This window comes from Thermocrispum municipale DSM 44069, from assembly GCF_000427825.1.
GTDB classification, from domain to species: Bacteria; Actinomycetota; Actinomycetes; order Mycobacteriales; family Pseudonocardiaceae; genus Thermocrispum; species Thermocrispum municipale.
In genome coordinates this window covers 342,911-360,545 of record NZ_ATYT01000004.1, presented here as the reverse complement: position 1 = coordinate 360,545, position 17,635 = coordinate 342,911, and the positions used below count along the sequence as shown (strand labels likewise).

Annotated in this window: 17 protein-coding genes; 11 read left to right on the top strand and 6 right to left on the bottom strand. The window is 67.4% G+C overall.

Annotation, left to right across the window (positions count from 1 at the left end; translation table 11 throughout):
* The first annotated feature begins 102 nt into the window (after positions 1-102).
* The 5 genes from YWM_RS0105105 to YWM_RS0105085 all read left to right on the top strand — a co-directional run bounded on the left by YWM_RS0105105 (position 103) and on the right by YWM_RS0105085 (position 5,977).
* Entirely contained in the window at positions 103-1,770 is a 1,668-nt protein-coding gene (locus tag YWM_RS0105105) for an ABC transporter substrate-binding protein (protein ID WP_028849808.1), read from the top strand.
* A 96-nt stretch (positions 1,771-1,866) separates the two neighbouring features.
* Positions 1,867-2,871, top strand: a complete 1,005-nt coding sequence (locus YWM_RS0105100) for an ABC transporter permease (protein ID WP_028849807.1) — start codon at positions 1,867-1,869, stop codon at positions 2,869-2,871.
* Position 2,872: 1 nt separating this feature from the next.
* The gene (locus YWM_RS0105095; protein ID WP_028849806.1) at positions 2,873-3,805 is read left to right on the top strand and encodes an ABC transporter permease; all 933 of its coding nucleotides are present in this window, start codon (positions 2,873-2,875) and stop codon (positions 3,803-3,805) included.
* 34 nt (positions 3,806-3,839) lie between these two features.
* Positions 3,840-4,844 carry an ABC transporter ATP-binding protein gene (locus YWM_RS0105090; protein WP_028849805.1) on the top strand — a complete coding sequence of 335 codons (1,005 nt, stop codon included), beginning with the start codon at positions 3,840-3,842 and terminating at the stop codon, positions 4,842-4,844.
* Positions 4,841-5,977 carry an ABC transporter ATP-binding protein gene (locus YWM_RS0105085; RefSeq protein WP_052344564.1) on the top strand — a complete coding sequence of 379 codons (1,137 nt, stop codon included), beginning with the start codon at positions 4,841-4,843 and terminating at the stop codon, positions 5,975-5,977. The genes YWM_RS0105090 and YWM_RS0105085 overlap by 4 nt, the downstream gene beginning before the upstream one ends.
* A 78-nt stretch (positions 5,978-6,055) precedes the next feature.
* On the opposite strand, the gene YWM_RS0105080 is transcribed toward YWM_RS0105085, so the two are convergent.
* Together YWM_RS0105080 and YWM_RS22260 are read right to left on the bottom strand one after the other, a co-directional pair.
* A complete protein-coding gene (locus YWM_RS0105080; RefSeq protein WP_028849803.1) occupies positions 6,056-6,250 on the bottom strand; it encodes a DUF397 domain-containing protein in 195 nt (64 codons plus the stop codon).
* Positions 6,235-7,002: a helix-turn-helix domain-containing protein gene (locus YWM_RS22260; protein ID WP_043659643.1), complete on the bottom strand. Its 768-nt coding sequence runs from the start codon at positions 7,000-7,002 to the stop codon at positions 6,235-6,237. The genes YWM_RS0105080 and YWM_RS22260 overlap by 16 nt, the downstream gene beginning before the upstream one ends.
* Before the next feature lie 336 nt (positions 7,003-7,338).
* On the opposite strand from YWM_RS22260, the gene YWM_RS26065 reads away from it, so the two are divergent.
* The gene (locus YWM_RS26065) at positions 7,339-7,563 is read left to right on the top strand and encodes a hypothetical protein (RefSeq protein WP_156914647.1); all 225 of its coding nucleotides are present in this window, start codon (positions 7,339-7,341) and stop codon (positions 7,561-7,563) included.
* A gap of 45 nt (positions 7,564-7,608) precedes the next feature.
* On the opposite strand, the gene YWM_RS0105070 is transcribed toward YWM_RS26065, so the two are convergent.
* Entirely contained in the window at positions 7,609-8,544 is a 936-nt protein-coding gene (locus YWM_RS0105070) for an EamA family transporter (RefSeq protein ID WP_028849802.1), read from the bottom strand.
* 71 nt (positions 8,545-8,615) lie between these two features.
* On the opposite strand from YWM_RS0105070, the gene YWM_RS0105065 reads away from it, so the two are divergent.
* Both YWM_RS0105065 and YWM_RS0105060 read left to right on the top strand, forming a co-directional pair.
* Positions 8,616-9,530 (top strand): LysR family transcriptional regulator, encoded by a 915-nt coding sequence (locus tag YWM_RS0105065; protein ID WP_028849801.1) that lies wholly within the window; start codon positions 8,616-8,618, stop codon positions 9,528-9,530.
* A gap of 43 nt (positions 9,531-9,573) precedes the next feature.
* Positions 9,574-10,551: a zinc-binding dehydrogenase gene (locus YWM_RS0105060; RefSeq protein WP_028849800.1), complete on the top strand. Its 978-nt coding sequence runs from the start codon at positions 9,574-9,576 to the stop codon at positions 10,549-10,551.
* A gap of 127 nt (positions 10,552-10,678) precedes the next feature.
* Here the strand turns inward: YWM_RS0105060 and leuA are convergent, their stop codons facing one another.
* On the bottom strand, positions 10,679-12,466 hold the full coding sequence (leuA, locus tag YWM_RS0105055; RefSeq protein ID WP_043659640.1) for a 2-isopropylmalate synthase: 1,788 nt from the start codon (positions 12,464-12,466) through the stop codon (positions 10,679-10,681).
* 299 nt (positions 12,467-12,765) lie between these two features.
* Here leuA and YWM_RS0105050 point away from each other — a divergent pair, with 299 nt between their 5' ends.
* Complete coding sequence (locus YWM_RS0105050; protein WP_028849798.1) at positions 12,766-13,134, top strand: hypothetical protein; 369 nt, start codon at positions 12,766-12,768, stop codon at positions 13,132-13,134.
* On the opposite strand, the gene YWM_RS0105045 is transcribed toward YWM_RS0105050, so the two are convergent.
* Together YWM_RS0105045 and YWM_RS0105040 are read right to left on the bottom strand one after the other, a co-directional pair.
* Positions 13,131-13,721 (bottom strand): nitroreductase family protein, encoded by a 591-nt coding sequence (locus YWM_RS0105045; protein ID WP_028849797.1) that lies wholly within the window; start codon positions 13,719-13,721, stop codon positions 13,131-13,133. The genes YWM_RS0105050 and YWM_RS0105045 overlap by 4 nt on opposite strands.
* Complete coding sequence (locus YWM_RS0105040) at positions 13,718-14,947, bottom strand: hypothetical protein (RefSeq protein WP_245565920.1); 1,230 nt, start codon at positions 14,945-14,947, stop codon at positions 13,718-13,720. Before YWM_RS0105040 ends, YWM_RS0105045 begins: the two co-directional genes overlap by 4 nt.
* Before the next feature lie 159 nt (positions 14,948-15,106).
* Here YWM_RS0105040 and YWM_RS0105035 point away from each other — a divergent pair, with 159 nt between their 5' ends.
* Both YWM_RS0105035 and YWM_RS0105030 read left to right on the top strand, forming a co-directional pair.
* Positions 15,107-16,372 (top strand): aspartate kinase, encoded by a 1,266-nt coding sequence (locus YWM_RS0105035; protein WP_028849795.1) that lies wholly within the window; start codon positions 15,107-15,109, stop codon positions 16,370-16,372.
* Positions 16,372-17,394 carry an aspartate-semialdehyde dehydrogenase gene (locus YWM_RS0105030; protein ID WP_043659638.1) on the top strand — a complete coding sequence of 341 codons (1,023 nt, stop codon included), beginning with the start codon at positions 16,372-16,374 and terminating at the stop codon, positions 17,392-17,394. The genes YWM_RS0105035 and YWM_RS0105030 overlap by 1 nt, the downstream gene beginning before the upstream one ends.
* Positions 17,395-17,635 lie beyond the last annotated feature (241 nt).

Here is a 17,635-nt window from a genome sequence, read left to right as displayed (position 1 = left end):
TATGTCCCAGGGCCTAATCCGGTTAGGGTCTGGCCCGACACACAACGCGTTGACCGCTCACCCATGCGGGCGACGATGGATCGAATGGGCAAGAGGTGCCAGATGCTCCAACACAGGGCAACGAGACTCAAGAAGGCGGCCCTGATCGGGCTGGCAAGCGCGCTAGCGCTGTCGGTTGCGGCATGTGCCTCCGAGCGCGGCCAAGGCGGTGAGGGTCAGGTCAGGGGCGGCACGCTGACGTTCGGCAGCGCCGGTGACCCGAAGATGTTCGACGCCACCTTCGCCACCGACGGTGAGACGTTCCGGCCGGTGCGGCAGATGTTCGACACGCTGATCACCTACAAGCAGGGATCGGCCGACCTGGCTCCCGCGCTTGCCACCAAGTGGGAGCCGGTCGACGACGGCAAGGGCTGGAAGTTCACGCTGCGCGAGGGCGTGAAGTTCCACGACGGCACGGACTTCAACGCCGACGCGGTCTGCTTCAACTTCGACCGCTGGTACAACATGAAGGGCGCGGCGGCGCAGAGCCAGATGATCTACTACGCCGACGTCTTCGGCGGGTTCAAGAACAACACCAGCGAGGACTTCGGCGAGCCGCTGTACGCCGGCTGCGAGAAGGACGGCGACTACACCGTCACCATCAAGCTGAAGCGGCCCAGCGGCGCGTTCCCGGCGGCCTTCGGCCTCACCTCGCTGTCCATCGGCAGCCCGACGGCGATGAAGAAGTACAACGCCGACGAGGTCAAGCAGAGCGGTGAGGCGTTCACCTACTCCGAGTACGCCACCGAGCACCCGACCGGGACCGGTCCGTTCAAGCTCGAGTCCTACGACAAGTCCAACGGCACCGTCACCATGGTGCGCAACGAGGACTACTGGGGCGAGAAGGCGTACCTGGACAAGCTGATCTTCAAGACGATCCCGGAGGAGCAGGCTCGCAAGGACGAGCTGCGCGCCGGCACCATCGACGGTTACGACCTGCCCAGTCCGGCCGACTACGAGACGCTGGAGAAGGAAGGCCATCAGGTGATGGTCCGGCCGGTGTTCAACATCCTGTACCTGGGCATCAACCAGAAGAACAACCCGAAGCTGCGCGACCTGAAGGTGCGCGAGGCGCTCGAGATGGCCATCAACAAGGAGCAGCTGGCCAAGACCAGGCTGCCCAAGGGCGCCATTCCGCGTGACCAGTTCGTGCCGAAGGACCTGCCCGGATACACCGAGGACGTGGTCAAGCGCGAATACAACCCGGACGAGGCCAAGAAGGTCCTGAACGGGTTGAAGGTCAAGTTCCACATCCCGACCGAGGTCACTCGTCCGTACATGCCGGACCCGAAGACGATCGCCAAGTCGATCATTTCCGACCTGAAGGCGGTCGGGGTCGAGGTGCAAGAGGTCAGCAAGCCGTGGAACGGTGGCTACCTCGACGACGTGAACGTCAACGGCGTGCACGACCTGCACCTGCTCGGCTGGACCGGTGACTACGGTGACGCGGGCAACTTCATCGGCACGTTCTTCGGTCGGAAGAAGGCCGAGTTCGGCTTCACCAACGACAAGATCTTCGACGCGCTGGCCAAGGCCGACCGTGAGCCCGACCCGGACAAGCGGGGCGAGCTGTACGAGCAGGCGGCCGTCGAGATCTCGAAGTACGTCCCGGCCATCCCGCTGACCTCGTCGCCGCCGGCGATCGTGGTGTCCAAGGACGTGCAGGGGCTTGTCCCCAGCCCGTTGACGGACGAGCGATTCGTGACGGTCAGCAAGAAGCAATCGGACTGACGCCGCAGTCAGGCGTGCCCGAGACGCACTAGTTAGGCGAGTGCCCACCCGCACGTCGGGTGGGCACTCGCCGGTGCCCACCACACAGGCGGTTTCATGCTGAGGTTCATCGTTCGGCGATTGCTGCAAGCGATCCCGACGCTCTTCATCTTGTCCTTGCTCGTATTCGCGTGGTTCCGGGCGCTGCCCGGTGGTCCCGCCAGCGCCATGCTCGGCGAGCGAGCGACTCCGCAGCGGATCGCGGAACTCAACGAGCAGATGGGGCTCAACGACCCGATTCCCCTGCAGTACGTCAACTTCCTCGGCCGGATGCTCACCGGCGACTTCGGGACGTCGACCATCACCGGTGACTCGGTGTTGACCGAGATCGGCAGGCATTTCCCGGCGACCATCGAGCTGGCGTTCGCCGCGCTGTTCCTCGCGGTCGCGTTCGGTATCCCGTTCGGCTACCTGGCTGCTCGGTACCGGGGGAGCCTGTTCGACACCGGCATCGTGGTCAGCACTCTGGTCGGTGTCGCGGTCCCGGTGTTCTTCCTCGGCTTTCTGCTCAAGTACGTCTTCTCCACGCAGCTGAGCTTGCTGCCCCCGTCAGGCAGACAGGACGTGGACATCGACGCGACATCGGTGACCGGGTTCGCCACGCTCGACGGGCTGCTGACCGGAGAGTTCGACGCCACGATCAACGCGTTGCAGCACTTGGCGCTGCCCGCGATCGCGCTGGCCACCATCCCGTTCGCGGTGATCGTGCGCATCACCCGGGCGTCGGTGCTGGACGTGCTGAACGAAGACTTCGTGCGTACGGCAGAGTCGAAAGGGCTGACCGCGCAGGTGGTGCGCACCCGGCACGTGCTGCGCAATGCGCTGCTCCCGGTCGCCACCACGATCGGTCTGCAGACCGGGTTGCTGTTGGCCGGTGCGGTCCTGACGGAAAAGGTGTTCGTCTGGCGTGGCCTCGGCTTCCTGCTCGCCCAAGGTATCGAGCAGCGCGACTACCCGCGGCTGCAGGCGTTGATCCTGCTCGCCGCGGTCGTCTACGTCGTGGTCAATCTGCTGGTCGACATCTCGTACGCGATCATCGACCCGAGAGTGCGGGTGAGCTGACATGCAGGTGCTGCTCGATCGCAAGAAGCGCCGCATCGACAAGCTGGCGGCGGCGGGTGAAGGCGGAACCAGCCTGGCCAAGGACGCACTCAAGCGGATGATGCGCAACCCGGTCGCGGTGGTCGGCCTGGTGATCGTGGCGTTGTTCGTGTTGCTCGCCGCGTTCGCGCCGTGGCTGACGCCGAAGGACCCGTACAAGCCGTACCCGGAGCTGCTGGAGAACCTCACCGTCACGCACATTCCCGGGTCGATGCCCGGGTTCGTGCTCGGCAGCGATGCGGACGGGTTCGACTTCTTCTCCCGCCTGCTGATCGCCTCCCAGCAGACGTTGATCGTGGCGGTGCTGGCCACGTTGTTCGGTCTGCTGCTCGGGTTGATCATCGGTGGCTTGGCCGGTGCGCTCGGCGGCTGGGTGGACAGCGTGCTGATGCGCCTGGTCGACGTCCTGTTGTCGCTGCCCGCGCTGATCCTGGCGGTGTCCATCGCGGCGCTGTTCGCGCGCAGCAACCAGTGGACCGTGATCATCGCGGTCGGCATGGTCAGCGTTCCGGTGTTCGCCCGGCTGTTGCGCGGCGCGATGCTGGCGCAACGGGAGAGCGACCACGTGCTGGCCGCCACCGCGCTCGGCGTCAAGCGCAGCACGATCGTGTTCCGGCACATGCTGCCCAACGCGCTCGGCCCGGTGATCGTGCAAGCCACGCTCACCCTGGCGACGGCGATCCTGGAGGCGGCCAGCCTGTCGTACCTCGGCCTCGGCGACCAGGACACCTTCCGTGCCGAGTGGGGCCTGATGCTGGCGCAGGCGCAGCGGGTCTTCGAGGTCAAGCCGTCGCTGGCCTTCTTCCCCGCGGGCGCCATCATCATCGTCGCGCTGGGCTTCACGTTGCTCGGCGAGTCGATGCGCGAGGCCCTCGACCCCAAGAACCGCAGGTGATGGTGATGACGTCGGAACGGAGGTGGAGCTGACGATGGCACTGCTGGAGGTCGAGGACCTGACCGTGGTGTTCGGTCGGAAGGGGATCGAGCCCACGGTGGCGGTGGACAAGGTGAGCTTCACCGTGGAACCAGGGCAGACGATCGGTCTGGTCGGTGAATCGGGCAGCGGGAAGTCGGTGACGTCGCTGGCCATCATGGGCCTGTTGCCCAAGCGGGGCGTGCGGGTGAGCGGGTCGGTGCGGTTCGGCGACACCGAGCTGCTGTCGCTGTCGGACGCGCAGATGCGGGACCGGCGCGGGCGGGATCTCGGCATGGTGTTCCAGGACCCGCTGTCGGCGCTGAACCCGGTGATCACCATCGGCAAGCAGCTGACCGAGACGCTGCAGCGGCACCAGGGCATGGACATCAAGCAGGCGCGGGCCGAGGCGACCGAGCTGCTCGGCAAGGTCGGCATCCCCGACCCGGCCAGGCGCATCGACGAGTACCCGCACCAGCTGTCCGGTGGTATGCGGCAGCGCGTGATGATCGCGATCGCGCTGGCCTGCCGGCCGAAGCTGTTGATCGCCGACGAGCCGACCACCGCGTTGGACGTGACGATCCAGGCGCAGATCCTGCGGCTGCTGTCCGAGCTCGTGTCCGGCACGGACACCGCGATGATCATGATCACCCACGACCTGGGTGTGGTCGCGGGGCTGTGCGACGAGGTGAACGTGATGTACGGCGGCCGCATCGTGGAGCGGGCCGAGCGGTACGAGTTGTTCGCCGAGCCGCGGCATCCGTACACGAACGGCCTGCTGGGTTCGATCCCGCGGCTGGACATGCCGCGCGGGGAGCGGCTGGTGCCGATCACCGGCTCGGTGGTCGACAACATCCCGTGGACCGAGGGGTGTGCGTTCGCGCCACGGTGCCCGAACGCGAACGACGACTGCGTCCAGGGCCCGCCGCAGCTGGAGGAGCTGCCCGGCGGCCGCATGCTGCGCTGCTATCACCCGGTGGAACCCGCCGGTGAGGCGGCGACCCCGGAGGTTGTGCGATGACCGAGACCGCAGAGCGGGCCACGCCGGAGGCCACCGAAGAGGCCGACGTGCTGGTCAGTGTCGATGACCTGAAGGTGCACTTCCCGATCAAGCGCGGCATCGTGCTGGATCGGGTGGTCGGGCACGTCTACGCCGTGGACGGGGTGGATCTCACCGTGCGCCGCGGGGAGACGTACGGCCTGGTCGGCGAGTCAGGTTGTGGCAAGACCACGCTGGGCCGCGCGATGCTGCGCCTGGTCGAGCCGACCGGCGGCCGCACGGTGTTCGACGGAACGGACTTGTCGCAGCTCGACGGCGAGGAACTGCGCCGGATGCGTCGGCGCATGCAGATGGTGTTCCAGGATCCGCTGTCCAGCCTCGACCCGCGCCAGTCGGTGGAGTCGATCCTGGTCGAGGGCATGCGGGCGCACGGGTTGGCCAAGGACCGCAAGCAGACCGGCAAGCGGCTGCGCGAGCTGCTCGACGCCGTCGGTCTGCCGGCGAACTCGCTGTACAAGTACCCGCACGAGTTCTCCGGTGGTCAGCGTCAGCGCATCGGTATCGCGCGGGCCCTGACGGTGCAGCCGGACCTGATCGTCGCCGACGAACCGGTGTCCGCGCTGGACGTGTCGGTGCAGGCACAGGTGATCAACCTGCTGGAGGACCTGCAGGGTGAGTTCGGTCTGACCTACATCGTCATCGCGCACGACCTGGCGGTGGTGCGGCACATCTCGGACCGCATCGGCGTGATGTACCTGGGCTCGGTGGTCGAGGAGTCGGATTCGGACGAGCTGTACGAGGCGCCGCTGCATCCGTACACGCGGGCGTTGCTGTCGGCCATCCCGGTGCCGGACCCGGTGGTGGAGGACTCCCGCGAGCAGATCCTGCTGGCCGGGGACCTGCCGTCGCCGGCCAACCCGCCGACCGGGTGCCGGTTCCACACGCGATGCCCGTGGCGGCAGGAGAAGCTCTGCGACACCGAGCGGCCGCAGCTGCGGGAGATCCGGCCGGGCCACCGGGTGGCGTGCCACTGGGCCGAGGACATCGAGGCGGGCAAGATCACCCGGCACGAGGTGACCCCGGAGCTCATCGACACCAGCGGCGGTCCGCGCGAGGTGCCGGATTCCCCGGTCAGCGTCACCGACGTGGTGTGAGGCTCAGCGCTGCGGCGCGGCCTTGACAAGCCAAAGCCCCGGCTCGCGGTGAAGCGAGCCGGGGCTTTGCACGTCTGGTCAGAACTCGTCGTTCTTCACGCCCTGCTTGAATGCGTCCCACTCCGCTTTGGTGAAGCGGAGCATGCCGCCGTCGGGGTTCTTCGAGTCACGCACGAAGACGGTGTCACGGTCGGAGCCGTAGGCTACTTCGACGCAGTTGCCACCTTGAGTGCCAGAAAACGACGATTTGCGCCACGTCAGCTGCTCTGCCATTCGTCCGCCACTTCCAATATCAGCTGCTTGGACTGTCTTTGCGGTAGCGCCTCTCCCCGTATGACATCCCAGTGACGATTCAGCTTGAACACTGCCTCGTCGTCTTCCATGACGAAGCCACATATGGGAGTTTCCGCGTACGCGATCACCCTACCGGCGACCTCAGCCAGCGCGAAACTGCCGTCGATGCCGTGGTGCGTGTCCGCATCGACGGGCAATACCTGAACCCTGGCCGGAGATTCGGCAAGGGCATGAAGTTGCTCGACCATTGTCGCGTTGTCCCCGACTCGTCTCCGGAGCACCTGCTCGGCCACGATCGCCACCAGCGAAACCGCCGACGGCCCGTCAAGGATCTTCTGCCGTCCCAGACGGGCGGCAAGGCGAGTCTCGTCCCCCTCGAGGATTGCGCTGGCATATCTCTCGGTCTGCAGCAATCCCGGCACGACCAGAGGTTCGAACAGGCGGAGCTCGGTCGCCTGCTCCTCGATCTCTGACCAAGGCTGGAACCATGGCGGAACCGCGTTCTGCTCCAGCAGTCCTTTCCTGATTCGGCTGAGCAGCCCATCGGTCTGCAGAGCGCGGTCGACAGCTTCCGCGAACTGCTGGCTCGGCTGCATATGCCCGGCCTCGACCTTCGTGACCGTGCTGATCGAGAACGCAACGGACTCAGCAAGCTGCTCTTGCGTCAGGCCTGCATTCTCACGCGCCCGCCGCATCTCGTTCGCAAACAGGCCTGTGCCGACACCTTTCATTGCATGTTCACCTGACTCTCAGCCTCCCCACCTGAGCTGTCACTGCACCTTCGCTGTGGTTGCGTCGAGCAGACAACGATCTTCAGCCCGCGATTTATGCAGGTCAGTTCCCTGTCTCAGAGTAGTTGCGTCAGCACACGATGTGGGCATGACATGGAACTCGGGACCCTGTATTCGCCCCTTCGGGGCAGCGATCATCGCCACGGATGCCTACGCAGAGCCAATTTGCATTGAAAGTGCTGACGTACGGTCGGACGAGAAGGCGCTGCGGCGAGATGTCGTCGTGATGGACGAAGGTGTTGGCCTCCCGTACGTGGAGCGAGGGCTGCATCAACCGTGATTAACTATGACCCTCAGCTGTTCGCCCAGGTCGCAGCGGTCAATCCGGGCCTGGTGTCCACGCTCAACGCGCTGGTTGGTCAGCTGAAAACCGGACCTTTACCTTCTGCAGGTGTGCTTCAGGCTTACGGCCGGTACGTCCAGCGCCTCGGCGATGCCGTTGTCAGCTATGCCGAAGACCTGTCGGCGGCCCCTCGCATCGAGCAAGCGGATGCTCAATGACCGTCTACGGCTATACAGGACGAGCTGGTTGACGCCATTTGTGACTCACCGCTGCGGCGTGGGCTCGAGGGCCTCGGCGTCGACAGTCGGCGCCTGTACCTTCTTGCGGCCGGGGAGCGACCCGAGCAGGACGCCGGTGATGACGACCGCGCCCGCGACGAGCTCGACGACGCTCGGCTGCTCGCCGAGGATCACGAACGCGGACGTTATCCCGACGATCGGCACCAGCAGTGAGAACGGTGCGACGGCCGTGGCCGGGTTGCGTCGCATGAGTGTGGTCCAGATGCCCGTGCCCAGCACGGTTGCGGCCAGCACGACGTAGGCCAGACCGCCGAGCGCGACCCAGCCCGTCGGTGTGGCCATGGTGACCAGCGACTGCCATCCGGCGGCGGGGCCTTCGAAGATCACCGACAGCGCGTACAGCGGCACCGGTGGAACCAGACACATCCACAACATCACGTGGAACGGATTGATGTCCGGCCTGCCCTCCATCGCGCGCCGGCTGCACAAGTTCCCGATAGCCCAACTCAACGCCGCGAGCACGGTGAGCAGCACGGGCAAGGCGTCGGCGTGCTCGGCCCGGTGCCATGCGATGGTCGCCATGCCGCACACCGCCATCACGATGCCGACGACGGCTCGCCAGGACAGCTTCTCGCGCAGCAGCAGCCAGCCCAGCAGCACGGTGAACGGCGCGGAGGCCTGCAGCACCAGCGACGCCAGTCCGGCGGGCATACCGACGTGCATACCGACGAACAGGAACGCGAACTGCCCGGTGCCGAAGCCGAGCCCGTAACCGATCAACCAACGCAGCGGTACCTGCGGCCGCGGGACGAGCAGGATCGTCGGCACGGCGATGACCACGAACCGCAACGCGCCGGCGAACAGCGGCGGGAAGTGCTCCAACGTGGCGTGGATGGCCAGGAAGTTCACGCCCCACAAAGCGGCGACGAACGCGGCCAGCAGGCGATCGCGAACGGGCATGTCTCCACGGTGCGAGCAGATGACCTTGAAGACAAACGAATTATTCTTCCGTATCTCTGTAGCATTGCTTCATGGACATTGCGCGGCTGCGAGCTTTGCGGGAGTTCGCCGACCGCGGCAGCGTCGCGGCCGCGGCTGCCGCGCTGCACTGCACGCCGTCCGCGGTGTCTCAGCAGCTCAAGGCGTTGCAGGCAGAAGTCGGGGTACCGCTGACCGAGCCACACGGTCGCGGCTTGCGGCTGACCGACGCCGGGCGCGCGCTCGTCGTGCGGGCCGACGAGGTGCTCGGCGCGGTCGCCCGAGCGGAAGTCGAGCTGGAGACCTACCGGGCGCGCCCACGCGGCCGAGTGCGGCTGGCGATCTTCCCGTCCGCAGCGTTGTTGCTGCTGCCAGGCCTGCTGCACCGGGTCGCCGAGGTCGAGGGTCTGGACCTGGAGGTGCGCGACATCGACATGACCCCGGCGGAGGTCCCCGGCTTGCTGGCCGACTTCGACGTCGTGGTGACCCACCGCGACGAGCACGCCGAACCGTGGCCCGCCGACCGGATGGACGTCGAGCCGCTGCTCCGCGAGCCGTTGGACGTGGTGCTGCCGCCGGGGCATCGGTTGGCGAAGCAGCGGAAAGTCGAACTGAGCGACCTCGCCCACGAGCGCTGGATCTCGGTCGATGTGGGATTCCCGGTCGACGACGTGCTGCGCTCGCTCGCGGTGCGCACCGGCGTCCGCGCCAATATCGTCCACCGGATCAACGACTTCCGGATCACCGAGGTGTTGGTCGCCGCCGGGCACGGCGTGGCGCTCCTGCCCAGGTACACCGTCGACACCCGCCGTGGGAAACGGCTGCTGCGTAAACCGCTGGCCGGAACCCGAGCGGCCAGGCATGTCGACGCCGTGCTGCGTCCGAGTTCTCGGGCCCGTCCCGCGGTGCGGCGCCTGGTGGAGCTGCTGCACGCGGAAGTGGCCTCGGCCGTCCAAGATCCTCGCTGATCGTCCTTGACCTCGAGTTAACTCGAAGTTTTAGCGTGGTCGCATGCACGCGATCCGACAGTACGAGTTCGGCGCACCCGAGACGTTGCGCTACGAAGAGGTGGCCGATCCGCACCCGGCCCAGGGGCAGGTGCGCATCGCCGTGTCCACCGCTGGGGTCCACTTGATCGACACCGCCATCCGGCGCGGTGAGGGGCCGCCGCCGCGTCCGGAGCTGCCGATGACACCCGGCCGCGAGGTCGCCGGCGTGATCGACGAGGTCGGTGACGGTGTCGCCGACGAGTGGCTGGGCAAGCGGGTCGTGGCGCACCTTGGTTTCGCATCCGGCGGGTACGCGGAGCGCGCAGTGGTCAGCGTGGAGTCGGTCCACGAGCTTCCGCCCACGGTTTCCGACGACGTCGCGGTGGCGATGATCGGAACCGGCCGCACGGCCACGGCGATCCTCGACACGGCCCAGCTGACCAGCGACGACGTCGCGGTGATCACCGGCGCCGGTGGTGGGATCGGCATGCTGCTGGTGCAGGCGGCGCGCAACGCCGGAGCCACCACGGTCGGGCTCGCCGGCGGCGCGGCCAAGGTGAAGCTGGTGGACGAACTCGGCGCGGACATTGCGCTCGACTACAACGAGAACGGCTGGACCGATCGGTTGCGCGCGCAGCTCGGGCATCGCACTCCGACCATCGTGTTCGACGGAGTCGGCGGAAAGTACGGCACCGGAGCCCTCGAGCTGCTCGGCGACGGCGGACGAATGGTGGTGTTCGGCTGGTCTGCGGGCGAGCCGGTCCAGTTCGACAGCATGGACGTCTTCGGCCGGGGGATCGCGGTCCTGCCCGGGATCGACCGACGGGTCGTGCGAGACCGCACCAGCATGCGGGAGCTGGAGTCGCGTGCGCTGGCGGCCGCGGCGGAAGGGGACCTCAAGCCGGGTGTCAGCGCGAAGTTCGCGTTGCGCGAGGCCGCCGAGGCGCACCGGGCATTGGAGTCACGCGCCACGGTCGGCAAGGTGCTGCTCATTCCCTGACCGGCACGCGCAAGGCGGACCGGACTGAACAGCCATCGGAATTCGGGGCCGGTGTGCCGTCCGTCCGGGCGTGCAAGGGGGAGCTGGGCCCGCGGGACGCGGGGTCACCGCGGGCCCAGCGCCGACGTCAGCGGTTGGCGCGGTTGATGGCCGACACCACGGCACGCAGCGAAGCGTTGACGATCGACGGGTCGATGCCCACGCCCCAGTAGATCTTTTCCTCGATCGCGCACTCGATGTAGCAGGCGGCGCGGGCGTCGTCGCCTGCCGTCATGGCGTGCTCGGAGTAATCAAGAAGGCGCACGTCGAACCCGATGGTGGCCAGCGCGTCGAAGAACGCCGCGATCGGACCGTTGCCGGTGCCGGTGATCTGCTCCTCGTCGCCCTCGACCCGCACGGTCGCCTCGATCGAGTACTCGCCGCCGCCGTTGTCCGTCACGTGCGAGGTGACCAGCTCCAGCGGCGTGGTGGACGTGAGGTACTCGTCGCTGAAGACCGACCACATGGTGTCCGGGTCGACCTCGCCGCCCTCGCTGTCGGTGTGCTGCTGGATCACCTGCGAGAACTCGATCTGCAGGCGGCGCGGCAGGTCGAGATGGTGCTCGGTCTTCATGATGTAGGCGACGCCGCCCTTGCCGGACTGCGAGTTGACCCGGATGACCGCCTCGTACGTGCGGCCGACGTCCTTCGGGTCGATCGGCAGGTACGGCACCTCCCACGGGTGCTCGTCGACCGGGACACCGGCCTTGTCCGCCGCGTCCTTGAGCGCGTCGAAGCCCTTGTTGATCGCGTCCTGGTGCGAGCCGCTGAACGCGGTGAACACCAGGTCCCCGCCCCACGGGGTGCGCTCGTGCACCGGCAGCTGGTTGCAGTACTCGACGGTGCGCTTGATCGCGTCGATGTCGGAGAAGTCGATCTGCGGGTCGATGCCCTGCGAGAACAGGTTCATGCCCAGCGCGACCAGGTCGACGTTGCCGGTGCGCTCACCGTTGCCGAACAGACAGCCCTCGATCCGGTCCGCGCCCGCTTGGTAGCCGAGCTCGGCCGCCGCGATGCCGGTGCCGCGGTCGTTGTGCGGGTGCAGCGACAGGATGATCGAGTCGCGCCGCTCCAGGTTGCGGTTCATCCACTCGATGGAGTCGGCGTACACGTTGGGCGTGGCCATCTCGACCGTCGCGGGCAGGTTCACGATCACCGGGTTCTCCGGCGTCGGCTGCCAGATCTCGGTCACCGCGTTGCAGATCTCGGCGGCGTACGACAGCTCGGTGCCGGTGTAGGACTCCGGCGAGTACTGGAAGCGCCAGTCGGTGTCCGGGTACTTGCCCGCCAGCTCCAGCACGTACTCGGCCGCCTGCGTGGCGATCTTGGTGATGCCGGTCTTCTCCTCCCGGAACACCACCCGGCGCTGCAGGATCGACGTCGAGTTGTAGATGTGCACGATCGCCTTCTTGGCGCCCTCCAGCGCCTGGAACGTGCGATCGATCAGCTCGGGACGACATTGGGTCAGCACCTGGATGCGGACGTCGTCCGGCGCCAGGTCTTCCTCGATGATCTGCCGCACGAAGTCGAAGTCGGTCTGGCTGGCCGCCGGGAACCCGACCTCGATCTCCTTGTAGCCCATGCGCACCAGCAGCTCGAAGAACTTCCGCTTGCGCGCGGGCGACATCGGGTCGATGAGCGCCTGGTTGCCGTCCCGCAGGTCGACCGCGCACCACAGCGGCGCGCGGGTGATGCGCTTGTCCGGCCAGGTGCGGTCGGGCAGCTGGATGTCCTCCACCAGCCGGTACCACGGCCGGTAGCGGTGGTACGGCATCGAGCTGCCGCGTTGCGGATTCCAGTGCGGCTGGTCGGCGGGTACCGGTTGGTCGGGGGTGCGAATCGTGGGGTGCGCGTCAGAACGCGAAGAACTGCTCATGATGGGGAATCTCCTGCTTGATGGCCGACGACCGGCGGCATGGCGAAACTCCGCGACGAGGAGCCGGTCTGGATCAGGCCCCGTCGCGGCAGCGAAGCAGGAGCGCACGCGCCACGAGAGCCACCATAGCGCGCGTCGCGGTTCGGTGAAAAACCCACCCCGGGCGGTGGGCCGTGCCCGCATCGTTACCGTCCGGTAGGCCAGGCGAGCCGGTCAAACCGGAAATCGATCGTCCAAAGTGGTAAAACCGACGCCGTGACCCGTGGCATAGACCAGCCGAACGTGTCAAACTTCCGGCCATGAGCGAGCACACCGACAAGGCGGCGGAGGAGAAGACCGCCGTTAAGCGCGACGTCGACTGGGGCGAGATCAAGGACCGCTTCATCGGCCTGCTCGCTGGTGTGGTGCGCTGGGTATGCCTGATCTTCGCGCTGATCCTGGTGCTGCACGTGGTGTTCGTGGTGGCCGAGGCCAACCCGTCCAACGGCATCGTGCAGTTCGTCGACGGCTGGGCCGACCGGCTCACGCTCGGGGTCGGTGACCTGTTCACCCCGGACGACGCGAAACTGCGGGTGCTGATCAACTACGGCATCGCCGCCATCTTGTGGCTGATCATCTCCAGCGTCGGGTCCAAGATCATCCGCCGGGTCGGCGCGGTCCGCGACTAGAACGCGGGCACGTTCCAGTCGCTCAGCGCGATCTCGCTCAGCGGCAGTCGCCTGCGTGGTGCCCGTTCACGATCGATGAGCGCCTCGTGGCCGAGGATGTCCGCGTCCACCGGCTTGCCGACGGCGATCGCGACCACGGGCTCGACGTCGTCCGGCAGGGAGAACTCACGGCGAGCGGCCTGCGGGTCGAAGCCGGCCATCTGGTGGCCGGCCAGCCCTTCCGCGACGGCCTGCAGCACCAGATTCTGCGCGGCCAGCGCCACGCCGTAGGTCGCGTACGGCAGCTCGCCCTTCTCGTTGCGTGTGACGGCCAGGCCGAGGAAAAGGACGCTGACCCGGTGGGCCCACGCCTGATTGGCTTCGGTCAGCACCCCGAGAATGCGGTCGAACGTCTGCGAGCCGCGGGGACCGACCAAGAAGCGTGCGGGCTGCGTGTTGCCGTACGACGGCGCCCAGCGAGCGGCCTCCAGCAACGCGCGCAGCTGCTTGTCGCTGATCTTCTCGTCCGGGTCGAAGGCCCGCGGACTCCACCGGCGGGCGATCAGCTCGTGCAACTCGACACTGCTCTCGGCAACCTTCTCGGTCATATCGCGTACTCCCACACCAACAGTGCGTGTGCTCCGAACCATCCACTGGCCAGCGCGGCCGCGGCGAGCACGAGCAGTGCGGTCGACGGACGTCGGCGGGCAAGTCCCACCGCGACCGGGATCAGCAGCGTGAACGCCGGGATCAGCAACCGCGCTTTGGAATTCATCAAGCCTGCGGACCCGACGACCATACCGACCACGGCCAGACCGTAGATCAACAAGGGCAACGACAACCGGTGTTGGGTACAGCACACCACGGCGAGCACCAGTGCGGCCAGCAATACGAGAACCGTGCCGATGTCGTAAGCCGACTGTGCCGTGGCCAGCGCATGCACGGTGTACTGCGCGGTGGACACGCCGCCGTCGAACGACGAGCCCCAGCCGTCGGCCTGAAGTTCGTTCCACGAAAGGATTTGCCTGACGACGTCCTGGCCAGGGCTGATGCGGGCGCCCGCCCACCACAGAAAGCCGAACAGCCCGAGTGGTGCGAGCAGCACGGACGCGGTCGCCGCCAGGCGTTCGGTGTTGCGGGCGGCGCGGTCGCGCAGCAGGAAGACGACGGCCGTGACCGCGACGGCCAGCACCAACGCGACGGCGGTGATGCGCACCAATCCGGCAATGGCGCAGAGGAAGCCCGCGGCCAGCCACTGCCTGCGCATGAGGAAAACCAGGACCCAGCTCGCGCAGGCGCAGAACATCGCCTCGGAATAGGTCATGGACAGCACCACGCCCATCGGCGAGGCGGCGAACAGCGCGACCAGGATCAGCCCGACGCGACGGGAGCCGCCCTTGACCAGCACGCCGATGCGGTAGATGCCGTAGGAGCAGATGACGCCGCAGAGCAGCGTGACGGTGAACGCGGCGACGTGGTAGGGCAGGCCGAGCAGGTCCGCGAGGGCGCCGACGACCTTGGGATAGCCGGGGAAGAAGGCGAGCGGGGTCTCGTCGGTCCGTCGGCCATGCGCGTCAACCAGCTCGGCCGGCGCGTTTCGGTATCCGCCCGCGGCGATGCCGAGAAACCACTGCCCGTCCCATGCGGTGAGCTCGCGCGCCGCCGTGGTGCCGTGCCGGTCGGCCATCATCATCAGCACCAGCACGCCGAGTTGCCGAACGCCGAGGTAGACCAGCGCCGGAGCGGCCCAGAGCAGCAGGGTGCGAGGCGTCTGCCGGTGGCTCAGCCGCGGCGCGTCGGCCGGTCCGGCTGCGCGCGTCGCCACATCGGTCACGCTCGCCTGCCCTCCCGCTCGTGTCGTGTCCGAGAGTAGTGGTTAGTGCCACAAGCAGGCGTTGTCAGCGCCCTTCCGCCCGGTAGGCTGAGCGCAAACACAGACGGCGGCGTTCGCCCGGCAAGTGGGACGAGCGCTACCGCGAGGAGGTTCAGGCGCGTGGCGCTGGTGGTCCAGAAGTACGGCGGATCGTCGCTGGAAAGCGCTGAACGCATCACCAAGGTCGCCGAGCGGATCGTCGAGACCAAGCAGGCGGGGAATTCCGTCGTGGTGGTCTGCTCCGCGATGGGTGACACCACCGACGAGCTGCTCGACCTGGCGGCGCAGATCAACCCGGATCCGCCGGACCGGGAGATGGACATGCTGCTCACCGCGGGTGAGCGCATCTCGAACGCGCTGGTCGCGATGGCGATCAGCAGGCTCGGCGCGGAAGCGTGGTCGTTCACCGGCTCCCAGGCCGGGATCGCCACCACCGCCGCGCACGGCAACGCGCGCATCCTGGAGGTCTCGCCGAAGCGGGTCACCGAGGCGCTCGAGCAGGGCTACATCGCACTCGTCGCGGGCTTCCAGGGCGTTTCCAAGGACACCAAGGACGTCACCACGCTCGGCCGTGGTGGTTCGGACATGACGGCCGTGGCGCTGGCCGCCGCGCTGGACGCCGACGAGTGCGAGATCTACTCCGACGTGGACGGCGTCTACACCGCCGACCCGCGGATCGTGCCGAACGCGCGCAAGCTGGACACCGTCCCCTACGAGGAGATGCTGGAGCTGGCGGCCACCGGGTCGAAGATCCTGCATCTGCGCTCGGTGGAGTACGCCCGCCGCTACGGCGTGCCGCTGCGCGTCCGCTCGTCCTACAGCACCAAGCCGGGCACGTTGGTGGTCGGCTCGATCGAGGAGATTCCCGTGGAACAGGCGCTGATCACCGGCGTTTCGCACGACACGTCCGAAGCCAAGATCACCGTCACGGACGTGCCGGACTACAAGGGCGCGGCCGCCCGCATCTTCCGCGCGGTCGCCGACGCCAACATCGACATCGACATGGTGCTGCAGAACGTCTCGCGGACCTCCTCCGGCGTCACCGACATCACCTTCACCTTGTCCAAGGACAACGGGCCGTCCGCGGTCGCCGCGCTGGAGCGCATCAAGGACGACGTCGGCTTCGACGCCGTGCTGTACGACGACCATGTCGGCAAGGTGTCGCTGGTCGGCGCCGGCATGCGCTCGCACCCGGGCGTCACCGCGACGTTCTGCGAGGCGATCGCCAACGCGGGTATCAACATCGAGATGATCAACACCTCGGAGATCCGGATCTCGGTGCTGATCAGGGACACCGATGTCGAGGCAGCCGTGCTCGCCGTGCACGAGGCGTTCGACCTCGGTGGCGACGAGCCGGCCATCGTGTACGCGGGGAGTGGTCGCTGATGCGCGTCGGAATCGTGGGTGCCACCGGCCAGGTCGGCGGCGTCATGCGCAAACTGCTGGACGAGCGGAATTTCCCGGTCGACGAGATCCGCTTCTTCGCCTCGTCCCGGTCGGCGGGCTCGAAGCTGCCGTGGAAGGGCGCCGAGATCGTCGTCGAGGACACCGCGACCGCGGATCCGACGGGTCTGGACGTGGTGCTGTTCTCCGCGGGCGGATCGACGTCGAAGGCGTACGCGCCGAAGTTCGCCGAGGCGGGCGCCACGGTGATCGACAACTCGTCGGCGTGGCGGTTGGACCCGGAGGTCCCGCTGGTCGTCAGCGAGGTGAACCCGGAAGCCGTGCGGGACGCCCGCAAGGGCATCATCGCCAACCCGAACTGCACCACGATGGCCGCGATGCCGGTGCTCAAGCCGCTGCACGACGAGGCTTCGCTGGTGCGCATGGTGGCCTCGACCTACCAGGCGGTTTCCGGTAGCGGGCTGGCCGGCGTCGAGGAGCTGGCCACTCAGCTCGCCGCCGCTGGGTCGCGCGCCTCCGAGCTGACGCACGACGGTTCGTCGCTGCAGCTGCCCGAGCCGAAGAAGTACGCGCGAACCATCGCGTTCAACGCGTTGCCGATGGCCGGGTCGCTCGTCGACGACGGGTCGGGCGAGACCGACGAGGAGCAGAAGCTCCGGAACGAGAGCCGCAAGATTCTCGGCATCCCCGAGCTGCGGGTGTCCGGCACGTGCGTGCGGGTTCCGGTATTCACCGGCCACGCGCTGTCGATCAACGCCGAGTTCGAGCGGCCGTTGTCGCCCGAGCGGGCCACGGAGTTGCTGGCCGATGCGCCCGGTGTGCAGCTGAGCGACATTCCCACGCCGTTGGAAGCCGCCGGGCAGGACCCCAGCTACGTCGGCCGGATCAGGTCGGACGCCGGTGTCGAAGGCGGCCGGGGGCTCGCGCTGTTCGTCGCGGCCGACAACCTGCGCAAGGGCGCCGCGCTGAACGCCGTGCAGATCGCGGAGCTGCTGGTCGGCTGAGCTCGATCCCGTCCGTACCCGGAGCGCGTCCGGGCGCGGGAGGACTGCTCGCCCGATGGGATGAGCCTTTGCCCGGTCTTGGGCACGGAATGTGTCCGCGCGCGGCCGATCGACGGAATTTTCCCGGGCGCCATTTCCGCGCAGATGCCTTTCGCGGTGATTGCGCCTGTTTCCGCGACCCCGGGTGTTTTGTCACGGCAGTCGGGTTTTCGCCACCTCCGCAAGAAAATGCACGTGCAGA

Coding starts and splice junctions, on each gene's coding strand:
- YWM_RS0105105 (WP_028849808.1), top strand. CDS start 103: ATGCTCCAACACAGGGCAACGAGACTCAAGAAGGCGGCCCTGATCGGG.
- YWM_RS0105100 (WP_028849807.1), top strand. CDS start 1,867: ATGCTGAGGTTCATCGTTCGGCGATTGCTGCAAGCGATCCCGACGCTC.
- YWM_RS0105095 (WP_028849806.1), top strand. CDS start 2,873: ATGCAGGTGCTGCTCGATCGCAAGAAGCGCCGCATCGACAAGCTGGCG.
- YWM_RS0105090 (WP_028849805.1), top strand. CDS start 3,840: ATGGCACTGCTGGAGGTCGAGGACCTGACCGTGGTGTTCGGTCGGAAG.
- YWM_RS0105085 (WP_052344564.1), top strand. CDS start 4,841: ATGACCGAGACCGCAGAGCGGGCCACGCCGGAGGCCACCGAAGAGGCC.
- YWM_RS0105080 (WP_028849803.1), bottom strand. CDS start 6,250: ATGGCAGAGCAGCTGACGTGGCGCAAATCGTCGTTTTCTGGCACTCAA.
- YWM_RS22260 (WP_043659643.1), bottom strand. CDS start 7,002: ATGAAAGGTGTCGGCACAGGCCTGTTTGCGAACGAGATGCGGCGGGCG.
- YWM_RS0105070 (WP_028849802.1), bottom strand. CDS start 8,544: ATGCCCGTTCGCGATCGCCTGCTGGCCGCGTTCGTCGCCGCTTTGTGG.
- YWM_RS0105065 (WP_028849801.1), top strand. CDS start 8,616: ATGGACATTGCGCGGCTGCGAGCTTTGCGGGAGTTCGCCGACCGCGGC.
- YWM_RS0105060 (WP_028849800.1), top strand. CDS start 9,574: ATGCACGCGATCCGACAGTACGAGTTCGGCGCACCCGAGACGTTGCGC.
- leuA (WP_043659640.1), bottom strand. CDS start 12,466: ATGAGCAGTTCTTCGCGTTCTGACGCGCACCCCACGATTCGCACCCCC.
- YWM_RS0105050 (WP_028849798.1), top strand. CDS start 12,766: ATGAGCGAGCACACCGACAAGGCGGCGGAGGAGAAGACCGCCGTTAAG.
- YWM_RS0105045 (WP_028849797.1), bottom strand. CDS start 13,721: ATGACCGAGAAGGTTGCCGAGAGCAGTGTCGAGTTGCACGAGCTGATC.
- YWM_RS0105030 (WP_043659638.1), top strand. CDS start 16,372: ATGCGCGTCGGAATCGTGGGTGCCACCGGCCAGGTCGGCGGCGTCATG.